Origin of the sequence: Alteromonas sp. AMM-1, assembly GCF_047290655.1 — a bacterium.
GTDB lineage: Bacteria > Pseudomonadota > Gammaproteobacteria > Enterobacterales > Alteromonadaceae > Alteromonas > Alteromonas mangrovi.
On the sequence record NZ_JBLBUE010000077.1, the window covers coordinates 1 to 16,329 of the forward strand.

Annotated in this window: 13 protein-coding genes and 1 riboswitch; of the genes, 10 read left to right on the forward strand and 3 right to left on the reverse strand. The window is 47.1% G+C overall.

What is annotated here, in order from left to right; translation table 11 throughout:
- Window positions 1–1,133, reverse strand: a 1,133-nt coding sequence (gene nhaB, locus ACLR2L_RS12570; RefSeq protein WP_413368548.1) for a sodium/proton antiporter NhaB, incomplete at its 3' end; no start/stop codon positions are given.
- A 289-nt stretch (window positions 1,134–1,422) separates the two neighbouring features.
- Between nhaB and fadR the strand changes: the two genes are divergently transcribed.
- The 4 genes from fadR (at window position 1,423) to ACLR2L_RS12590 (ending at window position 5,503) form a co-directional block, all read left to right on the forward strand.
- The gene (gene fadR, locus ACLR2L_RS12575) at window positions 1,423–2,133 is read left to right on the forward strand and encodes a fatty acid metabolism transcriptional regulator FadR (RefSeq protein WP_140956548.1); all 711 of its coding nucleotides are present in this window, start codon (window positions 1,423–1,425) and stop codon (window positions 2,131–2,133) included.
- A 137-nt stretch (window positions 2,134–2,270) separates the two neighbouring features.
- The gene (locus ACLR2L_RS12580; RefSeq protein ID WP_140956549.1) at window positions 2,271–2,630 is read left to right on the forward strand and encodes a phasin-related domain-containing protein; all 360 of its coding nucleotides are present in this window, start codon (window positions 2,271–2,273) and stop codon (window positions 2,628–2,630) included.
- Window positions 2,631–2,676: 46 nt separating this feature from the next.
- On the forward strand, window positions 2,677–3,201 hold the full coding sequence (locus ACLR2L_RS12585) for a hypothetical protein (protein WP_413368549.1): 525 nt from the start codon (window positions 2,677–2,679) through the stop codon (window positions 3,199–3,201).
- Between the two features lie 238 nt (window positions 3,202–3,439).
- Entirely contained in the window at window positions 3,440–5,503 is a 2,064-nt protein-coding gene (locus ACLR2L_RS12590) for an amidohydrolase family protein (protein ID WP_413368550.1), read from the forward strand.
- 202 nt (window positions 5,504–5,705) lie between these two features.
- Here the strand turns inward: ACLR2L_RS12590 and ACLR2L_RS12595 are convergent, their stop codons facing one another.
- Window positions 5,706–7,166 carry a DUF3336 domain-containing protein gene (locus ACLR2L_RS12595; RefSeq protein WP_413368551.1) on the reverse strand — a complete coding sequence of 487 codons (1,461 nt, stop codon included), beginning with the start codon at window positions 7,164–7,166 and terminating at the stop codon, window positions 5,706–5,708.
- 295 nt (window positions 7,167–7,461) lie between these two features.
- Between ACLR2L_RS12595 and ACLR2L_RS12600 the strand changes: the two genes are divergently transcribed.
- From ACLR2L_RS12600 to ACLR2L_RS12625, 6 genes are all read left to right on the forward strand, one after another.
- Window positions 7,462–8,673, forward strand: coding sequence for a DUF445 domain-containing protein (locus ACLR2L_RS12600; protein ID WP_413368552.1), 1,212 nt, complete (start codon window positions 7,462–7,464; stop codon window positions 8,671–8,673).
- A 5-nt stretch (window positions 8,674–8,678) separates the two neighbouring features.
- Window positions 8,679–9,344, forward strand: a complete 666-nt coding sequence (locus ACLR2L_RS12605; protein WP_140956554.1) for a TetR/AcrR family transcriptional regulator — start codon at window positions 8,679–8,681, stop codon at window positions 9,342–9,344.
- A gap of 6 nt (window positions 9,345–9,350) precedes the next feature.
- Window positions 9,351–10,793, forward strand: a complete 1,443-nt coding sequence (locus ACLR2L_RS12610; protein ID WP_413368553.1) for a wax ester/triacylglycerol synthase domain-containing protein — start codon at window positions 9,351–9,353, stop codon at window positions 10,791–10,793.
- Window positions 10,794–10,837: 44 nt separating this feature from the next.
- Window positions 10,838–11,680, forward strand: coding sequence for a putative RNA methyltransferase (locus tag ACLR2L_RS12615; protein WP_413368554.1), 843 nt, complete (start codon window positions 10,838–10,840; stop codon window positions 11,678–11,680).
- A gap of 191 nt (window positions 11,681–11,871) precedes the next feature.
- Window positions 11,872–11,958: riboswitch (cyclic di-GMP riboswitch) on the forward strand.
- A 77-nt stretch (window positions 11,959–12,035) separates the two neighbouring features.
- Window positions 12,036–14,150 (forward strand): zinc-dependent metalloprotease family protein, encoded by a 2,115-nt coding sequence (locus ACLR2L_RS12620; protein ID WP_413368555.1) that lies wholly within the window; start codon window positions 12,036–12,038, stop codon window positions 14,148–14,150.
- A 349-nt stretch (window positions 14,151–14,499) separates the two neighbouring features.
- Window positions 14,500–15,321, forward strand: a complete 822-nt coding sequence (locus tag ACLR2L_RS12625) for a KilA-N domain-containing protein (protein WP_413368556.1) — start codon at window positions 14,500–14,502, stop codon at window positions 15,319–15,321.
- 128 nt (window positions 15,322–15,449) lie between these two features.
- Here ACLR2L_RS12625 and ACLR2L_RS12630 read toward each other — a convergent pair whose 3' ends face one another.
- Window positions 15,450–16,190: a DUF1439 domain-containing protein gene (locus ACLR2L_RS12630; protein ID WP_413368557.1), complete on the reverse strand. Its 741-nt coding sequence runs from the start codon at window positions 16,188–16,190 to the stop codon at window positions 15,450–15,452.
- Window positions 16,191–16,329: the final 139 nt, after the last annotated feature.

Below are 16,329 nucleotides of genomic sequence, written 5' to 3' on the forward strand. Positions count from 1 at the left end.
ACAGGTGCGAACAAGCCCTGATCAATAATCACTGCAACCACACCAAAGAACACACACAGCAAGGCGGTAAATGGCAGCGCTTCTTCAAACGCCTTACCCAACGCATGCTCTTCAATTACACCACTCATTGAAGTGGCAAGGATAATAACTGACAGACCAATCAGGCCAACAGCTGCCAGGTGTAACGCTAAACCTACTACCAGCCAAACACCAATTAATGCCTGAATGGCAAGGCGGGCTTTGTCGCGCACTGAACGGGCTTCGTCCATGTGTTTATCGTACTCAACCAGAATATTGCGCACGGCGGGCGGTAATTTTGCACCGTAACCAAAGGTCTTGGTTTTTTCCAGCAGAATGGTCGTAAGGATACCCATAACGAAAACAGGTACCGTAATTGGCGACATACGCATAAAGAATTCAACAAAATCCCAGCCTGCTTTATCGGCAATAATCAGGTTTTGGGGCTCGCCTACCATGGTCATTACACCACCCAATGCGGTACCCACTGCTGAGTGCATCATTAGATTGCGCAGGAATGCGCGGAAGTCTTCCAGGTCGTTTCTGCCCAGCTCTTGTACCGTGTCGTCGGAGGTGTGATCGTGATCGGAATGGAATTCTTTGCCCGATGCGACCTTGTGATAAATAGTGTAGAAACCCAGCCCAACCGCAATGATTACTGCCACAACGGTAAGCGCATCAAGAAATGCAGACAGGAACGCCGACGCCACAATGAACGACAGCGACAGGATAGTTTTATTTTGAACCCGTATTACCAGTTTGGTGAACAAAAAGAGCAACAGGTCTTTCATAAAGTAAATACCGGCCACCATAAAGACCAGCAGTAACAGTACATCCAGGTTTACTTCAATTTCGTGAAGTACATGGTCGGGCGTGGTCATGCCTATAAACAGTGCTTCAATGAGCAGCAAACCACCAGGCTGTAATGGATAGCACTTCAGTGCCATGGCAAGTGTAAAAATAAATTCCACAATTAACACCCAGCCAGCAAGGTAGGGGTCAAGCATGAATAACAGGGGATTAGCAATTAAAAACCCAATGATGGTCTTTTTATACCAGTCTGGCGCATGTCCCAGAAAGTTCTTATAAATAGCCATGGTCATAGAGGTCTGCATCGAGTATTTCCTTTTTTATCACTGGCTTAATTCGTTGTTCTCTGAGTAATAGTAGACGACGAAATTTTGTTTTTCTCAATATATATGGTACTTCTGGTATTCAGTAAATACCCTTGTGTCTCGACTAAGCTTGCAAAGACTAACCGATAATCTGTTAGACAGGAAGCTGTAAAAGGGGCGTAAACGACAAAGAAGTCACTATATTCGTTATATTTATAGATTGTGTTTGTGAAAATGCATCTGGTACAATCAGTTTAGAAGAAAAAGAATGTTCAGCAGGCGAGCAAATATGATTTATAAGGCACAAAGTCCGGCTGGTTTTGCCGAAGAGTATATCGTTGAGTCAATCTGGAGCGGGCGCTTTCCTCCCGGCACCATATTACCTGCTGAACGGGAACTATCTGAATTAATTGGCGTTACCCGCACCACGTTACGCGAAGTATTGCAGCGTTTAGCGCGCGACGGCTGGCTAACCATTCAACATGGCAAACCTACAAAGGTGAATAACTTTTGGGAAACCTGCGGGTTGAACATTCTGGAAACGCTGGCGCGTTTAGACCAGGACGGTATTCCCGAGTTGGTAGACAACCTGCTCGCTGCACGCACCAATCTGAGTGCGGTGTTTATTCGCAGCGCCATCAAAAACAATCCGCATGAGTCTGCCGAAATTATTGCCCGCTACAAGCAGGTAGAAGAAGACGGCAAAGCGTTTGCGCATTTCGATTATCAGCTTAACCACGATTTGGCTCTGGCATCGGGCAATAAAGTCTTTGTACTGATGATGAACGGCTTCCGTGGTCTGTATTCCCGTATCGGTGGATTCTTCTTTGCAGAACAACAGGCGCGGGACGTAGCCAAAGCATTTTATGCCAAGTTACTCACCGTAGCAGAAAGTGGTGAATACGAAACAGTGCCTGCGGTGATCCGTGAGTACGGTATAGCCAGTGGCAAGGTGTGGATGGATATCCGCGACACCATGCCGCAGGATTTGGTTGATTAATTCAATTTAAAACGACATCACTAGAAATCGCCGAATAAAAATATTCGGCGTTTTTTTATTCAAAAGTTGTGTTTTTAGTATGCGGTTTCTAAAAGTCCTCCGTACACTGTACTCAGACAGTTAAAGGAGAGTTCATCATGACTACTAAAGACGACATCAAAACCAAAATCAATGAAGCTGAAGAATTTGCACGTAAAATCTGGTTAGCAGGTTTAGGTGCTTATGGTAAGAGCATTGATGAAGCGCAAGGCCAGTACGAAAAGCTGACTTCTGAAGCCAGCAAAATGTTTAACGAGCTGGTAAGTAAAGGCGAAACGCTGGAAACAGAAGCGAAAGACAAATTCAAGGAAACTACCTCTGAAGTTGAAAGTCGTGTTTCTGAAGTGCGCAAAAAATTAGGTCTGGACGCAGACGACACTGATCAACGTATTGACGAGTTGTCAGCTAAAATCGACGCCCTTACCGAAGCCGTTGCAAAACTGGCTGCAAACAAATAAATCCCTGCGGGCAGCCTTGCTGCCCGATATTGGGTAAGGAATGATTATGTCAGATAAAAAGCCCACATCACCGCTGTTTGCCTGGTTTGAAGCGGGGTTAGGATTAGTGGCTGATCAGGTAACACAGGCAAATCAGCAAGTGCAGCAAACGCTGAATGAATCTCAACAGGCCCTGAATGAACTGGCCTCGCGAGGCGAACAGGTTGAGTCTCAATTGCGCAAAGCGGTTGATCCGGCTCAATGGTGTGAAGTGTGGCGTCAGTCGCCATTGCATCACTGGATGCCAAGCTTTACCACGCCAAAGCAAAAGCGTGCTGCACAGATTGATGTGTTGTCGGGTAAAGTGGATTTGCTGGTAGAGCAGGTGGCCTTGTTGGCTGCTAAGCAAGCTGCCGCTAAGTCGCAAGATGCTGCGGCAAAGCCTGCAACCAAATCACGTGTGAAAGCGGCTACAAGCAAACCGGCAGAGCCGGCAAGCAAAGCGGCTGCAAAAGCGACAACCACGCGTAAAACTGCTGCGCGAAAACCTGCTGCAACCAAGGCGAAAACAACGCCGCCGAAGCAGGACTAATCAAACCAACCTATTCAAAAACGGGCTTCGGCCCGTTTTTTGTGCTTTAAACAGACATAACTGTATATGTCTGTATGAACAAGCCAAAAATCTTCTTCGTTGTTTGTCTTTTACATTCCCTAACAGACCGTTTTGCGCATGCAAATAGTCGCCAGTCTCCCGGATTATTGCTACGCTAAAACGCTAAGCATCAAATACACAACGACAATAAAGACAATAATCCAAAAAGGACTCAACTATGCGCCTGTCACTCATTGGCCTGTTGGTTGTCGGCCTTACCGCCTGTAGCGGTGAACCGCCAACTACAACATCAAACACCCCACAAGCACAGCAATCATCGGTATCTACGATTCGACAATACAATGTATTGTTTGGCGGAACAGACGTTGGCGATATGACCATTACTCAGAAAGGCCCGGTAATTGATATTAATTACGGCTTTAGTAACAACGGCCGGGGGGCAAGCAGTGAAGAAACACTTTTATTGTCTGAGGCGGGCATTCCCATTTCGTGGTCGATTAAGGGGAAAACCACCTTTGGCAACGCAGTAAACGAAACCTATGAGCTAAAAGACGGTGTAGCAAGCTGGACCGCGGCGGCCGGTGCAGGTGAAGAAAGCATTGCCGACGATGCCATTTATATTGCGCAAAACCCCAGCCCCTATGCACTGTATCTTTATACCAAGACTGTTCTGGAAGCTGGTGGCGAGCCTTACCCTGCATTGCCTGCCGGTCTTGTTACTGTGTCAGAAAAGCGCAAGTTAACCCTAGGAAGCGGCGAAAGTGCAGTAAATACGACGCTGTACGCACTGGGAGGCATAAATCTGAATCCCAGTTATGTGATATTAGATGACAAGCAAGAGTTTGTTGCTGTGGTATCGCCCCGTTTTGCCGTGCTTCGCGAGGGATTGGAAGGGGAAGACAAGCGCTTACGTGAGCTGGCTGCCACCCTAAACACAGAACGTTATGAAGATATCGCCAAAGACGTTACACATCAGTACGAACAAACGGTGCGGGTTAATAACGTGCGTATTTTCGATCCTAAAGCGTTGGCGTTAACTGCGCTGTCTTCTGTGGTGATTAAAGGTAACGTGATCACAGCGATTGAGCCCGTTCAATCCCAACCCGCTACAGACGAAGTGTTTATCGACGGTGAGGGCGGTACCCTGGTTGCTGGCTTGTATGATATGCACGGCCACGTTGGCGATGATCGCGCCATACTTAATGTCATGGCTGGCGTAACCGGTATGCGGGATATGGGTAACGAAGATGATGTGCTGTCGGCGTTAATCGATAAAATCGACAAGGGTATTTTGATTGGTCCTAAAATTACTAAAAGTGGCTTTATTGAAGGGGTGAGTGATTACAGCGCCGCAACGGGTGAACTGGCCCCAACCAAAGAAGACGCACTCGCACTGATCCGCGACTATGCGGAAAAAGGCTACTGGCAAATTAAAATCTACAATTCTATGAACGGTGAATGGGTGCCGGACATGACCAAAGAGGCTCATCGCCTGGGCTTGCGTGTGGCTGGCCATGTGCCCGCGTTTTATCGCGCCGACCAAATGATTGAAGGCGGTTACGACGAGCTTACCCACATCAATCAGATCATGCTGGGCTGGGTATTAAAGCCGGAAGAGGATACACGGACATTATTTCGTATTACCGGTATGAAACGCTTTGTGGATTTAGACTTATCCAGTGATGCGGTTAAGCATACCCTGGACCTAATGGTAGAAAACAACATCGCCCACGACCCTACCATGGTGATCCACGAATATGCCATGACCGGTAGAAATGGAATTACCAATAAAGCGGTTGCCAATTATGTGGAACACATGCCGGTTAGCGAGCAACGCTCTGCAAAATCCGCCATGTTAAACGTTGCCGACGAGGCTGAAGATCAAGCGTATCTCACCGCGTATCAAAAAATTCTGGATACACTGTCGCTTATGCACAAACGCGGTATTCTGCTGGTGCCCGGCACTGACATGGGCGGCGCCTTCTATTTACATCGCGAACTGGTACTGTTTGAGAAAATCGGTATGTCAGCGGCTGAAGCGTTAAAACGCGGTAGTTACGATATGGCCCAGTATCTGGGGCATACAGAACGTGGTGCGGTTGAAGTAGGTAAAGAAGCCGATTTCTTCCTGGTACACGGCGATCCCACAGCAGACTTGTCAGTGTTAAAATCCATGGCTATGGTAGTAACACAAGGTAAGTATTACTTCCCCTCAGAGGTCTACCCGGAGTTTGGTATTAAACCATTTACTGAGGTGCCTAGGGTGGTGGTGCCAGATTAATCCTGATAGAAATCAGGTTTAATCAAGTTGATAGGTTATTTTGATAAGACCCCGGATAAGTACTGCGTACTTTCCGGGGCGACTGAACAGGATTATATCGTCGTCCCTGAATCGCCCTCATTCCGTCATCCATGAATCGCTAAGCGATGTCAGGGACCTACCCAAACAGGTCGCCGCAAGTGACACAACCTACACCTATCCACTAAGCAGGCACACGTTCAAACAGCTTGGCTTCGCGTTGTTTTAAGGCCCTTAATTTGCTGCGCAGCGTTTCGCTTAACATGGTATTGCGGCGGATCACATCCAGTTGAGGCCAGCTTGCTCGCTCTCCACTCTCAATCAATGTCTTAATACTATCCAGTGTTGGATTTGCAACTACCTGCATAAGATTGCGAATTTGTTTCTCAGGTAAAATATTAATATTGCCAACGTATTGCTGGTCGATAACCGAGCGGATTTTGTGAATAGCCAGCTTACCCCCGCGATTTGGCACAAGCTGCTCCATAATGTCGAAAGCGAACACACTGTTAGTCTTTGCCAACTGACTAATATGCCGCAATGTCATGCTGGTTAATGTTTTTGCCTGAGAACGTGCGCCTGTTAAGAATGGCACCGCCAGCGGATTGGTCTGACTTACTATACTGTGGTTTACACCATACAAACGGGACAATTGCTGAAAGGGTAGATCGGCCATAATCGAGCCATCGGCAAACCGACGGTTGGGAATGTAGGGCACAATGTTACCTTCAGCATTCTTTGCTTTTAACTGCACAGGTGTGAACAACATTGGCACAGCACAAGACGCACGCACAGCCTGGGTGATTAACGCATTGGGTGAGGTTTTGGCATTTAATAAACGCGAATACTGATGCAGATCCGCAGGTGAAACGGTTACCGTTACATGTCTGCCGGTTTTGGCAAAGGCTTCTTCAAAGGTGGTTAAATCGAACAGTGAAATCAGCGTATTTTCTAACGCCCGGCTGTCTAGTAAGCTTTTTTTGCCCAGGCCACCCCAAAGTCGCCAGTTCTTAAAGTGTTCGTAAATAAATTCGGCGCTCAGCGATTCCAGTAACTCATTGTGGGTGCGAGTGGCCAGCATAGCGGCAATAATGGAACCCGCACTGGCACCTGAAATAACAGTAGGCAATAAATTTTGTTCGTTAAGCGACTTCACTACACCACAGTGAAAAAAACCAAGGCCAGCGCCACCTGACAGCATTAAACAACTGCGGCCATAGGCGTGGGCGGTTTCTTCAAAAAACGTGAGTTTGTCGTAAAAATCAACCACATCTTCATCGGCAGTGTATATTTGCTCGAGGGCACTCACTACCTGATTGATAAACTCTTCAATTAAATGCTTGGTGCCGATTTTACAATGGGCGAGTAGCTCGGGATTGGCAATATTGCCCAGGTTACCGTGTAATCCTTCGTGCAATATCGACATCAGTGCCGGAATATCCTGTTGGCTTTGCGCCAGTTTGATACGCTGAACGCGTTTGCGGATCAAACGGTAGTCGTAGTCTCTGCTATGGTCCTTGGCTTTCCAGTCGTTGGCGCCTGATAAGGCATCATGTGCCAGGCAGGCATCGCGGTATTCGGCGTAGTTACCCGCGTTATCGAGTGCTTTCTCGATTTCTGATAATTGTGTTGAAAACAGAGACATACTTCCTCCCCGGCGTTGGGACTACCTGCTTACTGGCAGTGTATGCAGCAAAATTAGAATCTGCTACCCAATCCCAGTAAAACCCACTTATATTTGTAAAGTGTATGTGAAATTGCAGGTTAGAGCCACAAACAGCAAAATTCGTTCAAGTTAGCTGCATTTTCTTATCTGTTTTTATGCTTATACGTGTACAGATCAATAATTGCATCTATAAATAAAGTTAAGTTGACCCGCGCGTCGGCAGTCAGTAGCCTGAACACTGCTAAACATTAAAATAACGAAACGTAGCACCAACATGGACTGGAATTTACAAACATTGAGTTTGCTGTCTATCCCGCTTATCAGTGCGCTGGTGGGGTGGGGCACAAACTACCTCGCGGTAAAAATGATGTTCTACCCGCTGAAATTTGTTGGCATTCCGCCAATATTTGGCTGGCAGGGATTAATACCGGCCAAACGAAAGGAAATGGCCGAAATTGAAGTAGAACTGGTGCTGGGTAAATTACTTAGCGTGGAAGAGCTCGCCAACCGCCTTGAGCCAGAAGCCCTTACCAAAGCAATTGAACATCGCCTGCATCAGGTGGTGCGAAAAATAGTGAATGAAGTCATGGAGTCGTCGGCGCCAACCGTGTGGGCGGCGTTGCCTGTACAGGGCAAGAACCTGGTTTACCGACGCATCGAAGACGACATTCCTTATGTAGTCGCCAAAATGGTGGAAGACTTCCAGCATAACGTGAATGAAATTCTCGACATCAAAGAGCTGGTGGTTGAGCAACTGGTTAATTCTCCCGAACTTATCAACGAAATTTTCTTGCGCTCGGGTGAAAAAGAATTCCCGTTTATTGTGCAGTCAGGTTTTTACTTTGGATTCTTATTTGGCCTGCCTACTATGGCATTGTGGTATTTCTATCAGGAATGGTGGATTTTACCTCTGGGGGGGCTGCTGGTGGGGTATGCCACTAACTGGATCGCCATTAAAATTATCTTCGAACCCAAACAGCCAATACGATTTGCGGGTCTTACCATACAAGGCATGTTTTTAAAGCGGCAAACCGAAGTGTCCCGGGTGTATGCCGACATTATTGAACAAAAGCTGATCAATCCGAAGAACATCACGCATATGATTTTACACGGTTCGGGATCGGCGCAATTGCTCGAACTGATCGAACTACACGTTAACGATGCCATTGAGCGTTACGTTGCAATCGCACAGCCCTACTTTGCCCTTGGTGTCGGTTCGGAAAATTATTTCAAAATGAAGTCCATGGCCGTAAAACGCCTTTTCGAGGATTCCGACAAGTACTTGTACTATGCTTTTGATTATGCAAATGAGGCGCTACGCGTGGGCGACGATTTGTGCGAGCGTATGCAGGCGCTAAGTTCAGAAGAATTTGAAGGGGTGCTAAGACCAGCGTACCAGCAGGATGAGTGGAAGCTGATTGTTACCGGCGCCATTCTGGGTATGGCTGCAGGCTTCGCACAACTGTACTTAATGATGTTGGGATAATTGCTATGGCCGGGAAAACCGCGAAACGGATTTTACTGACTGCACTTACCTTGTTTAACGAACGGGGAGAAAACAGTGTAACGTCGGTCGACATTGCCATGGAAATGGATATTAGCCCGGGTAACCTTTACTACCATTTTAAAGGCAAAGAGCTAATGGTAGACGCGCTGATTCAATGGCATAGTGACGAGATGCAGCAATTATTTCGCCCGGCTACACTGGACAAGGTGGCTGTTGAGGACTTCTTTTATTTTCTGGCCATCATTATTGATAAGTTACAGGTGTTTCGTTTTCTGTATCGCAGCCCGGCTGACATTGCTGAGAAGTATCCTCGCGCCAAACGCTTGCACAAATTGCTGTTTAGTCAGTTGGAAAGTGGCTTGCTTACCCTCCTTCAGCGATTTGCGAAACAGTCACAGTTAGCTGCAACATCAGCCCAACAGCGCCTGATGGTCGACTTGATCAGCATGATCCTAATCCAAAGCGGCCAGTACGATGACTTACGCGCAGTGAATGATCCGGTTTCGCAAAAATTTCATGCGCTGAGTTTAATAATGACGGCATTGCTTCCCAGGTTTGCGCTGGAAGAAGACACGTTGCGTCAGTTGCAAAGCGCCATTGAACATCATTCGATGGCAAATCTCACCAATACCGATGTACTGGAGGGCTAGAGGAGTATGGCTCGAAAGCTGACGTTTCTCGATAAATCGTTTTGGATCACTGAGTCACAGGCCAATCCCAAGCACGTAGCCTGTTTGCAAATCCTCTCGATACCAAAGGGTCAGGATCCCAAAACTTATGTCACTGCGCTGCACAGCGAAATGCAAGGGTTTGCCAAAGCCTGCCCACCCTTTAATTGCAAAGTTAAAGCCATTGGCATCTGGCCGTTGGGGTTGCAGCCGGTAAAAAACATGCAGATGGATTACCATGTGCAATGCCATCAAATTGCCAATATCGATGACCGTGAAGCATTAGACAGTTTTGTTGCCCGTATGCATGAAACGCGGCTGGATCCGCAAAAGCCACTGTGGCAGTATCATTTTCTATACGACCCAACGCACCACACGTTCGCCATTTATGCCAGGGTGCATCATCTGTACGGTGACGGATCTACGCTGGTACGCTGGTTTCAGGCAGGGTATCTGGACGAACCCAAAACTGACGGCTTTATACCACTGTGGGCAGTTAAGCGCCTGCGTCATGCTCCGGCTAAACAATATAAGCGGATAAAGCGTATCGGTTTGGGCGTGTGGGAATTCCTTATGATCACCAAAGATATTTTTGTGATCACGGTGGGATTAATGCTGCGGTTACTTCGCATCAATCGCCATTACATGCCGGTGCCTTTTACCGGTACGCGAACGGTACTTACGGGGCAAGTTCAACAAGGGCGGGCTGTGGCTACTCTGGATCTGGATTTTGGACGTATTCGGGCCTTAGCCAGACGCACCCGGGCATCGGCAAATGAAATACTACTTACTGCCTTCGATATAGGTGTACACAAATTACTGCAGGAGCACGGCCACGTATTTAAGCAGGCGCTTTACACCAATATGCCAATTAATCTGCGCAAACCCGGTGAAAAAACCAGTGGCAATAAAATAGCCATCGTACCGGTGCAACTGGCCCATGCAGAGCACGACCCGTACCTGCGCTTGCGTCAGATTATATACCATCACCGCATTGTGAAATACGCAGCGCAACGAGCGCGGCCGGCCGCTTTCAGCGCTTATACCATTGGGATTCAGGCCATCGCTCTGGTGTTCGAATGGTTGCGAATTTCAAACTGGATGCGACCCATTGCCAATATTCTGATCTCAAATGTACCCGGCCCAACGCATGCCAAATTCTTTAAAGACAGTGAATTGCTGGCGTGTTATCCCATTTCTACTATGACACCTGGTGGCGGGGTAAATATTACCCTGATGACCTACAACGGTACCGCCAACATTGGCATGGTGTGCTGCAATAAAACCATTAAGTCGCTGCAGCCCCTGGCTAAATATTGCCGGGAAGCGTTTGATATGCTGGAAGCCAGTATCGACGATCCTTCGCTTAACATTGACGACATAGGTGAGCATGTAGAAGAAGTACCGATGTCCATTGTTAGTGACACCTAAATACAGAAGGGGTAGCATAGCGGCTTTTTGAACCGGAGCCGACTATGTGGCACTGCCCCTTATGCCAGCACCCTTTGGCACTGGCGAATGCAGAACACCAGACTAAAACCTGGCGCTGTGACAATCGCCACAGTTTCGATGAAGCCAAATCCGGCTACCTCAATTTACTCCCGGTTCAGCACAAACACTCCAAACAGCCCGGTGACGACAAAACCATGCTCAACGCCCGACGCTGTTTTCACGACGGCAATGGTTATCTGCCACTGATGCAGGTGATTGCTGAAAAAATCCGTAAACACTCGCAGTTGGCGTTATTACCAGAATTTAATTTGTACGATGCCGGTTGCGGAGAAGGCAGCTATCTGGGCGTTATTCAAGCATCATTGCAGGCCGAAGACCATCGCGTAATGGCATGGGGAAGTGATATTGCCAAGCACGCTGTCGATATCGCGGCAAAGCGCTTTAGTCACTGTCACTTTGCAGTAGCAAGTAGCGCAAGATTACCTGTTGCAGATAAGTCATTACACACAGTGCTACAAGTGTTTGCGCCAGGTCATGATTCAGAATACGCCAGAGTTATCGCCTCCGATGGTTTGTGTATTATGGTTGATCCTGGCCCGGATCACCTTTGGGAAATCAAGCAAGCTATTTACGACTCGCCGCGCAAGCATCAGGACAAAATGGGTGACATGCCCGGCTTTGAACTGCTTGAAAAAGAATCGCTGAGTTTTACCATTGCATTTACCAGTCAGGCAATGCGTAAGGCACTGTTGGAAATGACCCCTTACTACTGGCGGTTACCTATCGATAAAGCCGACGAACTGGTAAATGCTGACTTCGACGTTACCGCTGATTTTGTTGTTCGCGTATTTAAGCGGGTAGCTTAACCCTCCCGTATTTAATACCTAAGCGGTTCTTTGGTGTAGCTGGCTTCGTTATTTAATTCAGTAACCTACATGCAATTAATTAACCTGTGAAACGCCACAGGTTAAACCATTAAGTATTACTGCACACACCTGTTGGCAGAGGTTTATACAGTGCAAGCTTCCATTGCCTGATAATCTGTTGGTGTGTGAATAACACAACTGGGCAAACCACGTGAAAGCGTGGGACGCAAAGTCACCGGTCTAAGGAGTGAAAACTCTACGATAGCGGGATTGCTGGCCAGTTAGCATCAAGGACCTGTGCTCAGGCTAACTTTCCGTTCCAAATGACCCTGAAATACCTATTTGGAGCAATAAAATGACACGCATTACTCACATTAAATTGAGTATGATTGCCGGGGCAACCTGTGCAATTCTGGCATCAGCCAGCCATGCAGCACCACTGCCGCAAGTATCAGACAATCTGCCACCTCAAGCACTTAAAAATGTACCGGAAGGCAAGTTAAAACAAACCTTGCTGCGCGTTCCGCAGCAAGCAAGAGATCGCGCGTTACAGCGCCTGGCCGACTTAGGCATTCCAACTGTTGATCAGCGATTCATGGACGCAGATAGCAGTGGCGAACTTTTCTACATTGAAGAAGGACTGGTAGAGGAAGTAGAAGAAGCCGCAGAGGAAACAGGTGAACTCAACTCGTCTGACAGTGTATTGCCCGCGGTGGATGTATTTAAACTTCACACCAATCCCAATTCAGCCAATAAGATTTTTCTGGATTTTGACGGCGGTTTGATTAGCGGAAAAGCATGGGGTGGCGGTGCTAGCTACGATACACAGCCGTTTGATTTAGACGGTAACCCAACCGATTTTAACGATGCCGAGCGCGCACGAATTCACGAGATATGGACCCGCATTGCCGATGACTTTGCGGCCTTTGATGTGGATATAACCACTGAAGCGCCAGAGAGTATGGGACCCAATACCGGTTGGTTATTGTTTACTAAAGATGCTGATAAAAACGGTAAAGCTATGCCCAGTCAGGGCGCCGGTGGGGTAGCGTATATTGGCGTGTGGGGCAGAAGTAATTACACCTATTATCAGCCCGCACTGGTGTATTACAACCGTTTAGGCGGCGGTGCGGCTACCTTTATGGCTGAAGCAGGCTCACATGAAATGGGCCACAACTTTGGCCTGGGTCACGATGGAAACTCTACAACCAGTTACTACCGGGGAACGGGTGCCGATAACGATCCATCAAGCTGGGCGCCTATTATGGGGGTGGGCTACTACAAAAACGTTACGCAATGGAGCAACGGTGATTATCCTGATGCCAATCAACTGCAAGACGACATTGCCATTTTGCAAAGTCAATTAGGTGGGAGTTCGGATACCTCGGGCAATACTGAAAATCCCGTTGCCCTGGTGATCGACGAGCAAGGCCAGTTTAGTGCAACCAATCGCGAAGTCGACCCTGGTACGCTGATTGCTGCAAATAAAGGCAGTATTCAGGTAGCCGATTCCGACTGGTTTCAATTTAGTGCTGGCACCGGGCCGTTAACCATCAATGCGACGCCTGCCTGGGATGCCTTTACCCGAACAGCCAGACGTGGTGGTAACCTGGATATTGGTTTAAGGCTTTACGATGCCCAGGGTACCCTGTTGGTAGAATACACAGATAGCTACGAGACCAGTGCTTCAATCAGCACCACAGTTGCTGAAGGGCTGTATGTGCTGGAAGTGTATGGTACCGATAGCGTATACGCGTCTGATTACGGCAGTCAGGGACACTACTATTTGCGAGGGGAGATTACGCTGGGTTCAGCAGACACCACTCCACCTGATCCAAATCCAATGGAGTTTGCACAGCAACCTGAGGCAACCAGTGCTTACAGTATTACCATGGCGTCGGTGGTTGCTACAGACGACAGACAGGGCATTGTGTCTTATCAGTTTACCTGTGCATACGGCGATGCATGTGTAAGCAGTGATTGGCAAACTGAAACAACGTTTACCGCAAATGGATTAACTGCTTCCACTGAATATTGCTTTACTGTAAGCGCGCGGGATCTGGCTGGAAACGTTACCGAGCCTTCAGCTGAAATGTGTACTACAACAAACGATGCACCCGTTGAGCTAACCGCGCCTGTTGCACCATCAGGACTCACTGTTACCGATGGACAGGATGGCACGGCCATACTCTCCTGGACAGACAACAGCGACAATGAAACTACCTTTGAAATTGAGCGTGAAAAACAATTTAAGGTAGGCCGCTATAAATTCACACAACTGGTTGCCAGTCTGGCAGAAAATACCGAGTCCTTCACCCACTCAAGTGGCACCGGCTCCTATATCTATCGCGTGCGGGCTGTTAACAGTGCAGGCAGCTCCGACTGGACTTCGTGGAGTGAAGTAACGGTTACCTCAGGTAGCACGGACGGTGTTAACAAGCCATGCCGCGGGAAACAATGCTCGCTGTAAATCAAATGAGAAATTGCAGCAACACATAATCAGAAAAGCACTTAGGGATAAGTGCTTTTTTTAATCGTAATGTGATGCATTCCACGATTCAGAAATGTTATTCAGTTCCTCTTTTACATATTCCAAAGTAACAAGAAATAAGTCGTTGAATAGTATGGACTACCTGAACAGAAGTCATTATTTATTTTGTATATTGACTGGAAAATTGACTTGTGGCGGTTATCTGTATTGTGGAGAAACCGTACTGATGTTCAGCTTCAATATCAATACAAATTGCCATTATTAAAAGTACATACTAATGGTGAGTACCTTCCCACTATAAAAGGTAGCACCGACATAAGGAGTACTAATGAAATCCAAACTAGAAGTGCTTGAGCAAACTATTGCTACCATGTCTAAAGAGGGCATGGAATATATTTGCATTACTGATATTGCAAAGTATAAAAACACCGACCGATCGGATGATCTTATTCGGAACTGGATGAGAAATCGCAACACTATCGAGTTTTTGGGAATTTGGGAGCAGCTAAACAATATGAATTTTAATCCCGTGGAATTCGACGGGTTTAAAAAAGAAGCCGGCTTAAACAGTTTTACGCTCACCCCGAAACAATGGATAGAAAAGACAAACGCCATTGGCATAGTTTCAAAAGCCGGGCGCTATGGCGGTACCTATGCACAAAAAGATATTGCCTTTGAGTTTGCGAGCTGGATTTCAGTTGAGTTTAAACTTTACCTCATTAAAGAGTTTCAGCGCTTAAAAGAGCAAGAATTTGAACAACTAGGTTGGGATATTCGCCGAAACCTTGCCAAAGTTAACTACCTCATCCATACAGATGCTGTAAAAGAGTATCTTATTCCTGAAGCGCTAAGCCAACAACAAGTTGCTTATGTTTATGCAAATGAAGCCGATTTACTCAACGTTGCGTTGTTTGGCGTAACCGCGAGACAATGGCGAGATGATAATCCCAATATTAGCGGAAATATGCGAGACCATGCTAATGTCCATCAATTGGTTTGCCTGGCAAATATGGAATCAATGAATGCTCATTTTATTCAGCAGGGCATGGGGCAATCAGAGCGAATCGTAAAACTCAATAAATTAGCAATTCACCAGATGCAGGTTCTGGTTGCTGCCAATAAAGCGACAGCGTCTTTAATTCAGAGTTAAGTATGGTTTTCATGGTACTAAATAACGGGATTGTTAATATTAAAAAACAAATCGTGCATGGAGAAAGGATAATTGGGAAAGTACAAGGCCGATTTAACTTTGTGCCGTTTCGGCCTTTACCAGAACGGTTACTCCGTAAAATAAAACCGCAGGCTTTTTTCTTCCACTACCACTCGTTTGCCCCAGCGGGCAAATAAAAATTCCCGCCATACGTTGTCACTGAGGGTGTAACCTACCGCTCTGGATTCGAGTTCGCGTAACAGTTGCTGTTCAATTTTGGGTTTGTGGTAGTCCAGAATACGTTGTGTGTTGCCCTGTAAATATAACTGCAAGTAGGCCAGGGCGTGTTCGGTAGAGCCGGCAGTTACAATGCTCAGTGCTGAGCGAAGTGGTTGCCCAAGCAGCGAAGATAAACCTGATAACGGTCCTGGTATCAGTTTGTCTATGATGAACTGGGTGTCTTTAATCAAACTGTAGCGGTCATTAAGCAAGTGCACTACATCCACTTTTACGTCGGTAAATCGCAAGGTGCGACTGGCAGGGTAGTAATTGGGCAGGGCGCTTATTGAGACGGCAACATGAGCCCGGTAAATAGCGGAGCCAAGGGCGCGAATTTCTACCGCACAAAATAGCTGCAGGGTTAATCGGTTGGTACTGACAGGCATAGTTAATTGGCCTTCCAGGCATTCAAAACTGCCTTCGCCAATCGGTACTTCCAACGGTATTTTTACAGGAAAATAAGGGCGTACGATGTCGTTGAGTTCGGCTTCGCTAAATGCGTCGAAGGTGAGCCTGCCGGTTTTCAGCAAACAGTAGCCTACCAGTACGTGTAGTTTGTCCTGCCAGTTCAACTGCGATAATGCCAACACCCTGTCTGTCCTCGGTCTCTTGTTATTTTGCAACTTAAAAGTACATTTATACTTAACACGCGAGCGGCATGGTAACAAACCTGTTACGCACCACCACGTATTAATGGCGATTTATTTGTAACTAGCATACACCTTCCTG

Excerpts from the sequence above, each read along its gene's own strand:
- ACLR2L_RS12600 (WP_413368552.1), top strand. The coding sequence starts at position 7,462 with ATGGACTGGAATTTACAAACATTGAGTTTGCTGTCTATCCCGCTTATC.
- ACLR2L_RS12610 (WP_413368553.1), top strand. The coding sequence starts at position 9,351 with ATGGCTCGAAAGCTGACGTTTCTCGATAAATCGTTTTGGATCACTGAG.
- ACLR2L_RS12615 (WP_413368554.1), top strand. The coding sequence starts at position 10,838 with ATGTGGCACTGCCCCTTATGCCAGCACCCTTTGGCACTGGCGAATGCA.
- fadR (WP_140956548.1), top strand. The coding sequence starts at position 1,423 with ATGATTTATAAGGCACAAAGTCCGGCTGGTTTTGCCGAAGAGTATATC.
- ACLR2L_RS12605 (WP_140956554.1), top strand. The coding sequence starts at position 8,679 with ATGGCCGGGAAAACCGCGAAACGGATTTTACTGACTGCACTTACCTTG.
- ACLR2L_RS12625 (WP_413368556.1), top strand. The coding sequence starts at position 14,500 with ATGAAATCCAAACTAGAAGTGCTTGAGCAAACTATTGCTACCATGTCT.
- ACLR2L_RS12620 (WP_413368555.1), top strand. The coding sequence starts at position 12,036 with ATGACACGCATTACTCACATTAAATTGAGTATGATTGCCGGGGCAACC.
- ACLR2L_RS12590 (WP_413368550.1), top strand. The coding sequence starts at position 3,440 with ATGCGCCTGTCACTCATTGGCCTGTTGGTTGTCGGCCTTACCGCCTGT.
- ACLR2L_RS12595 (WP_413368551.1), bottom strand. The coding sequence starts at position 7,166 with ATGTCTCTGTTTTCAACACAATTATCAGAAATCGAGAAAGCACTCGAT.
- ACLR2L_RS12580 (WP_140956549.1), top strand. The coding sequence starts at position 2,271 with ATGACTACTAAAGACGACATCAAAACCAAAATCAATGAAGCTGAAGAA.
- ACLR2L_RS12585 (WP_413368549.1), top strand. The coding sequence starts at position 2,677 with ATGTCAGATAAAAAGCCCACATCACCGCTGTTTGCCTGGTTTGAAGCG.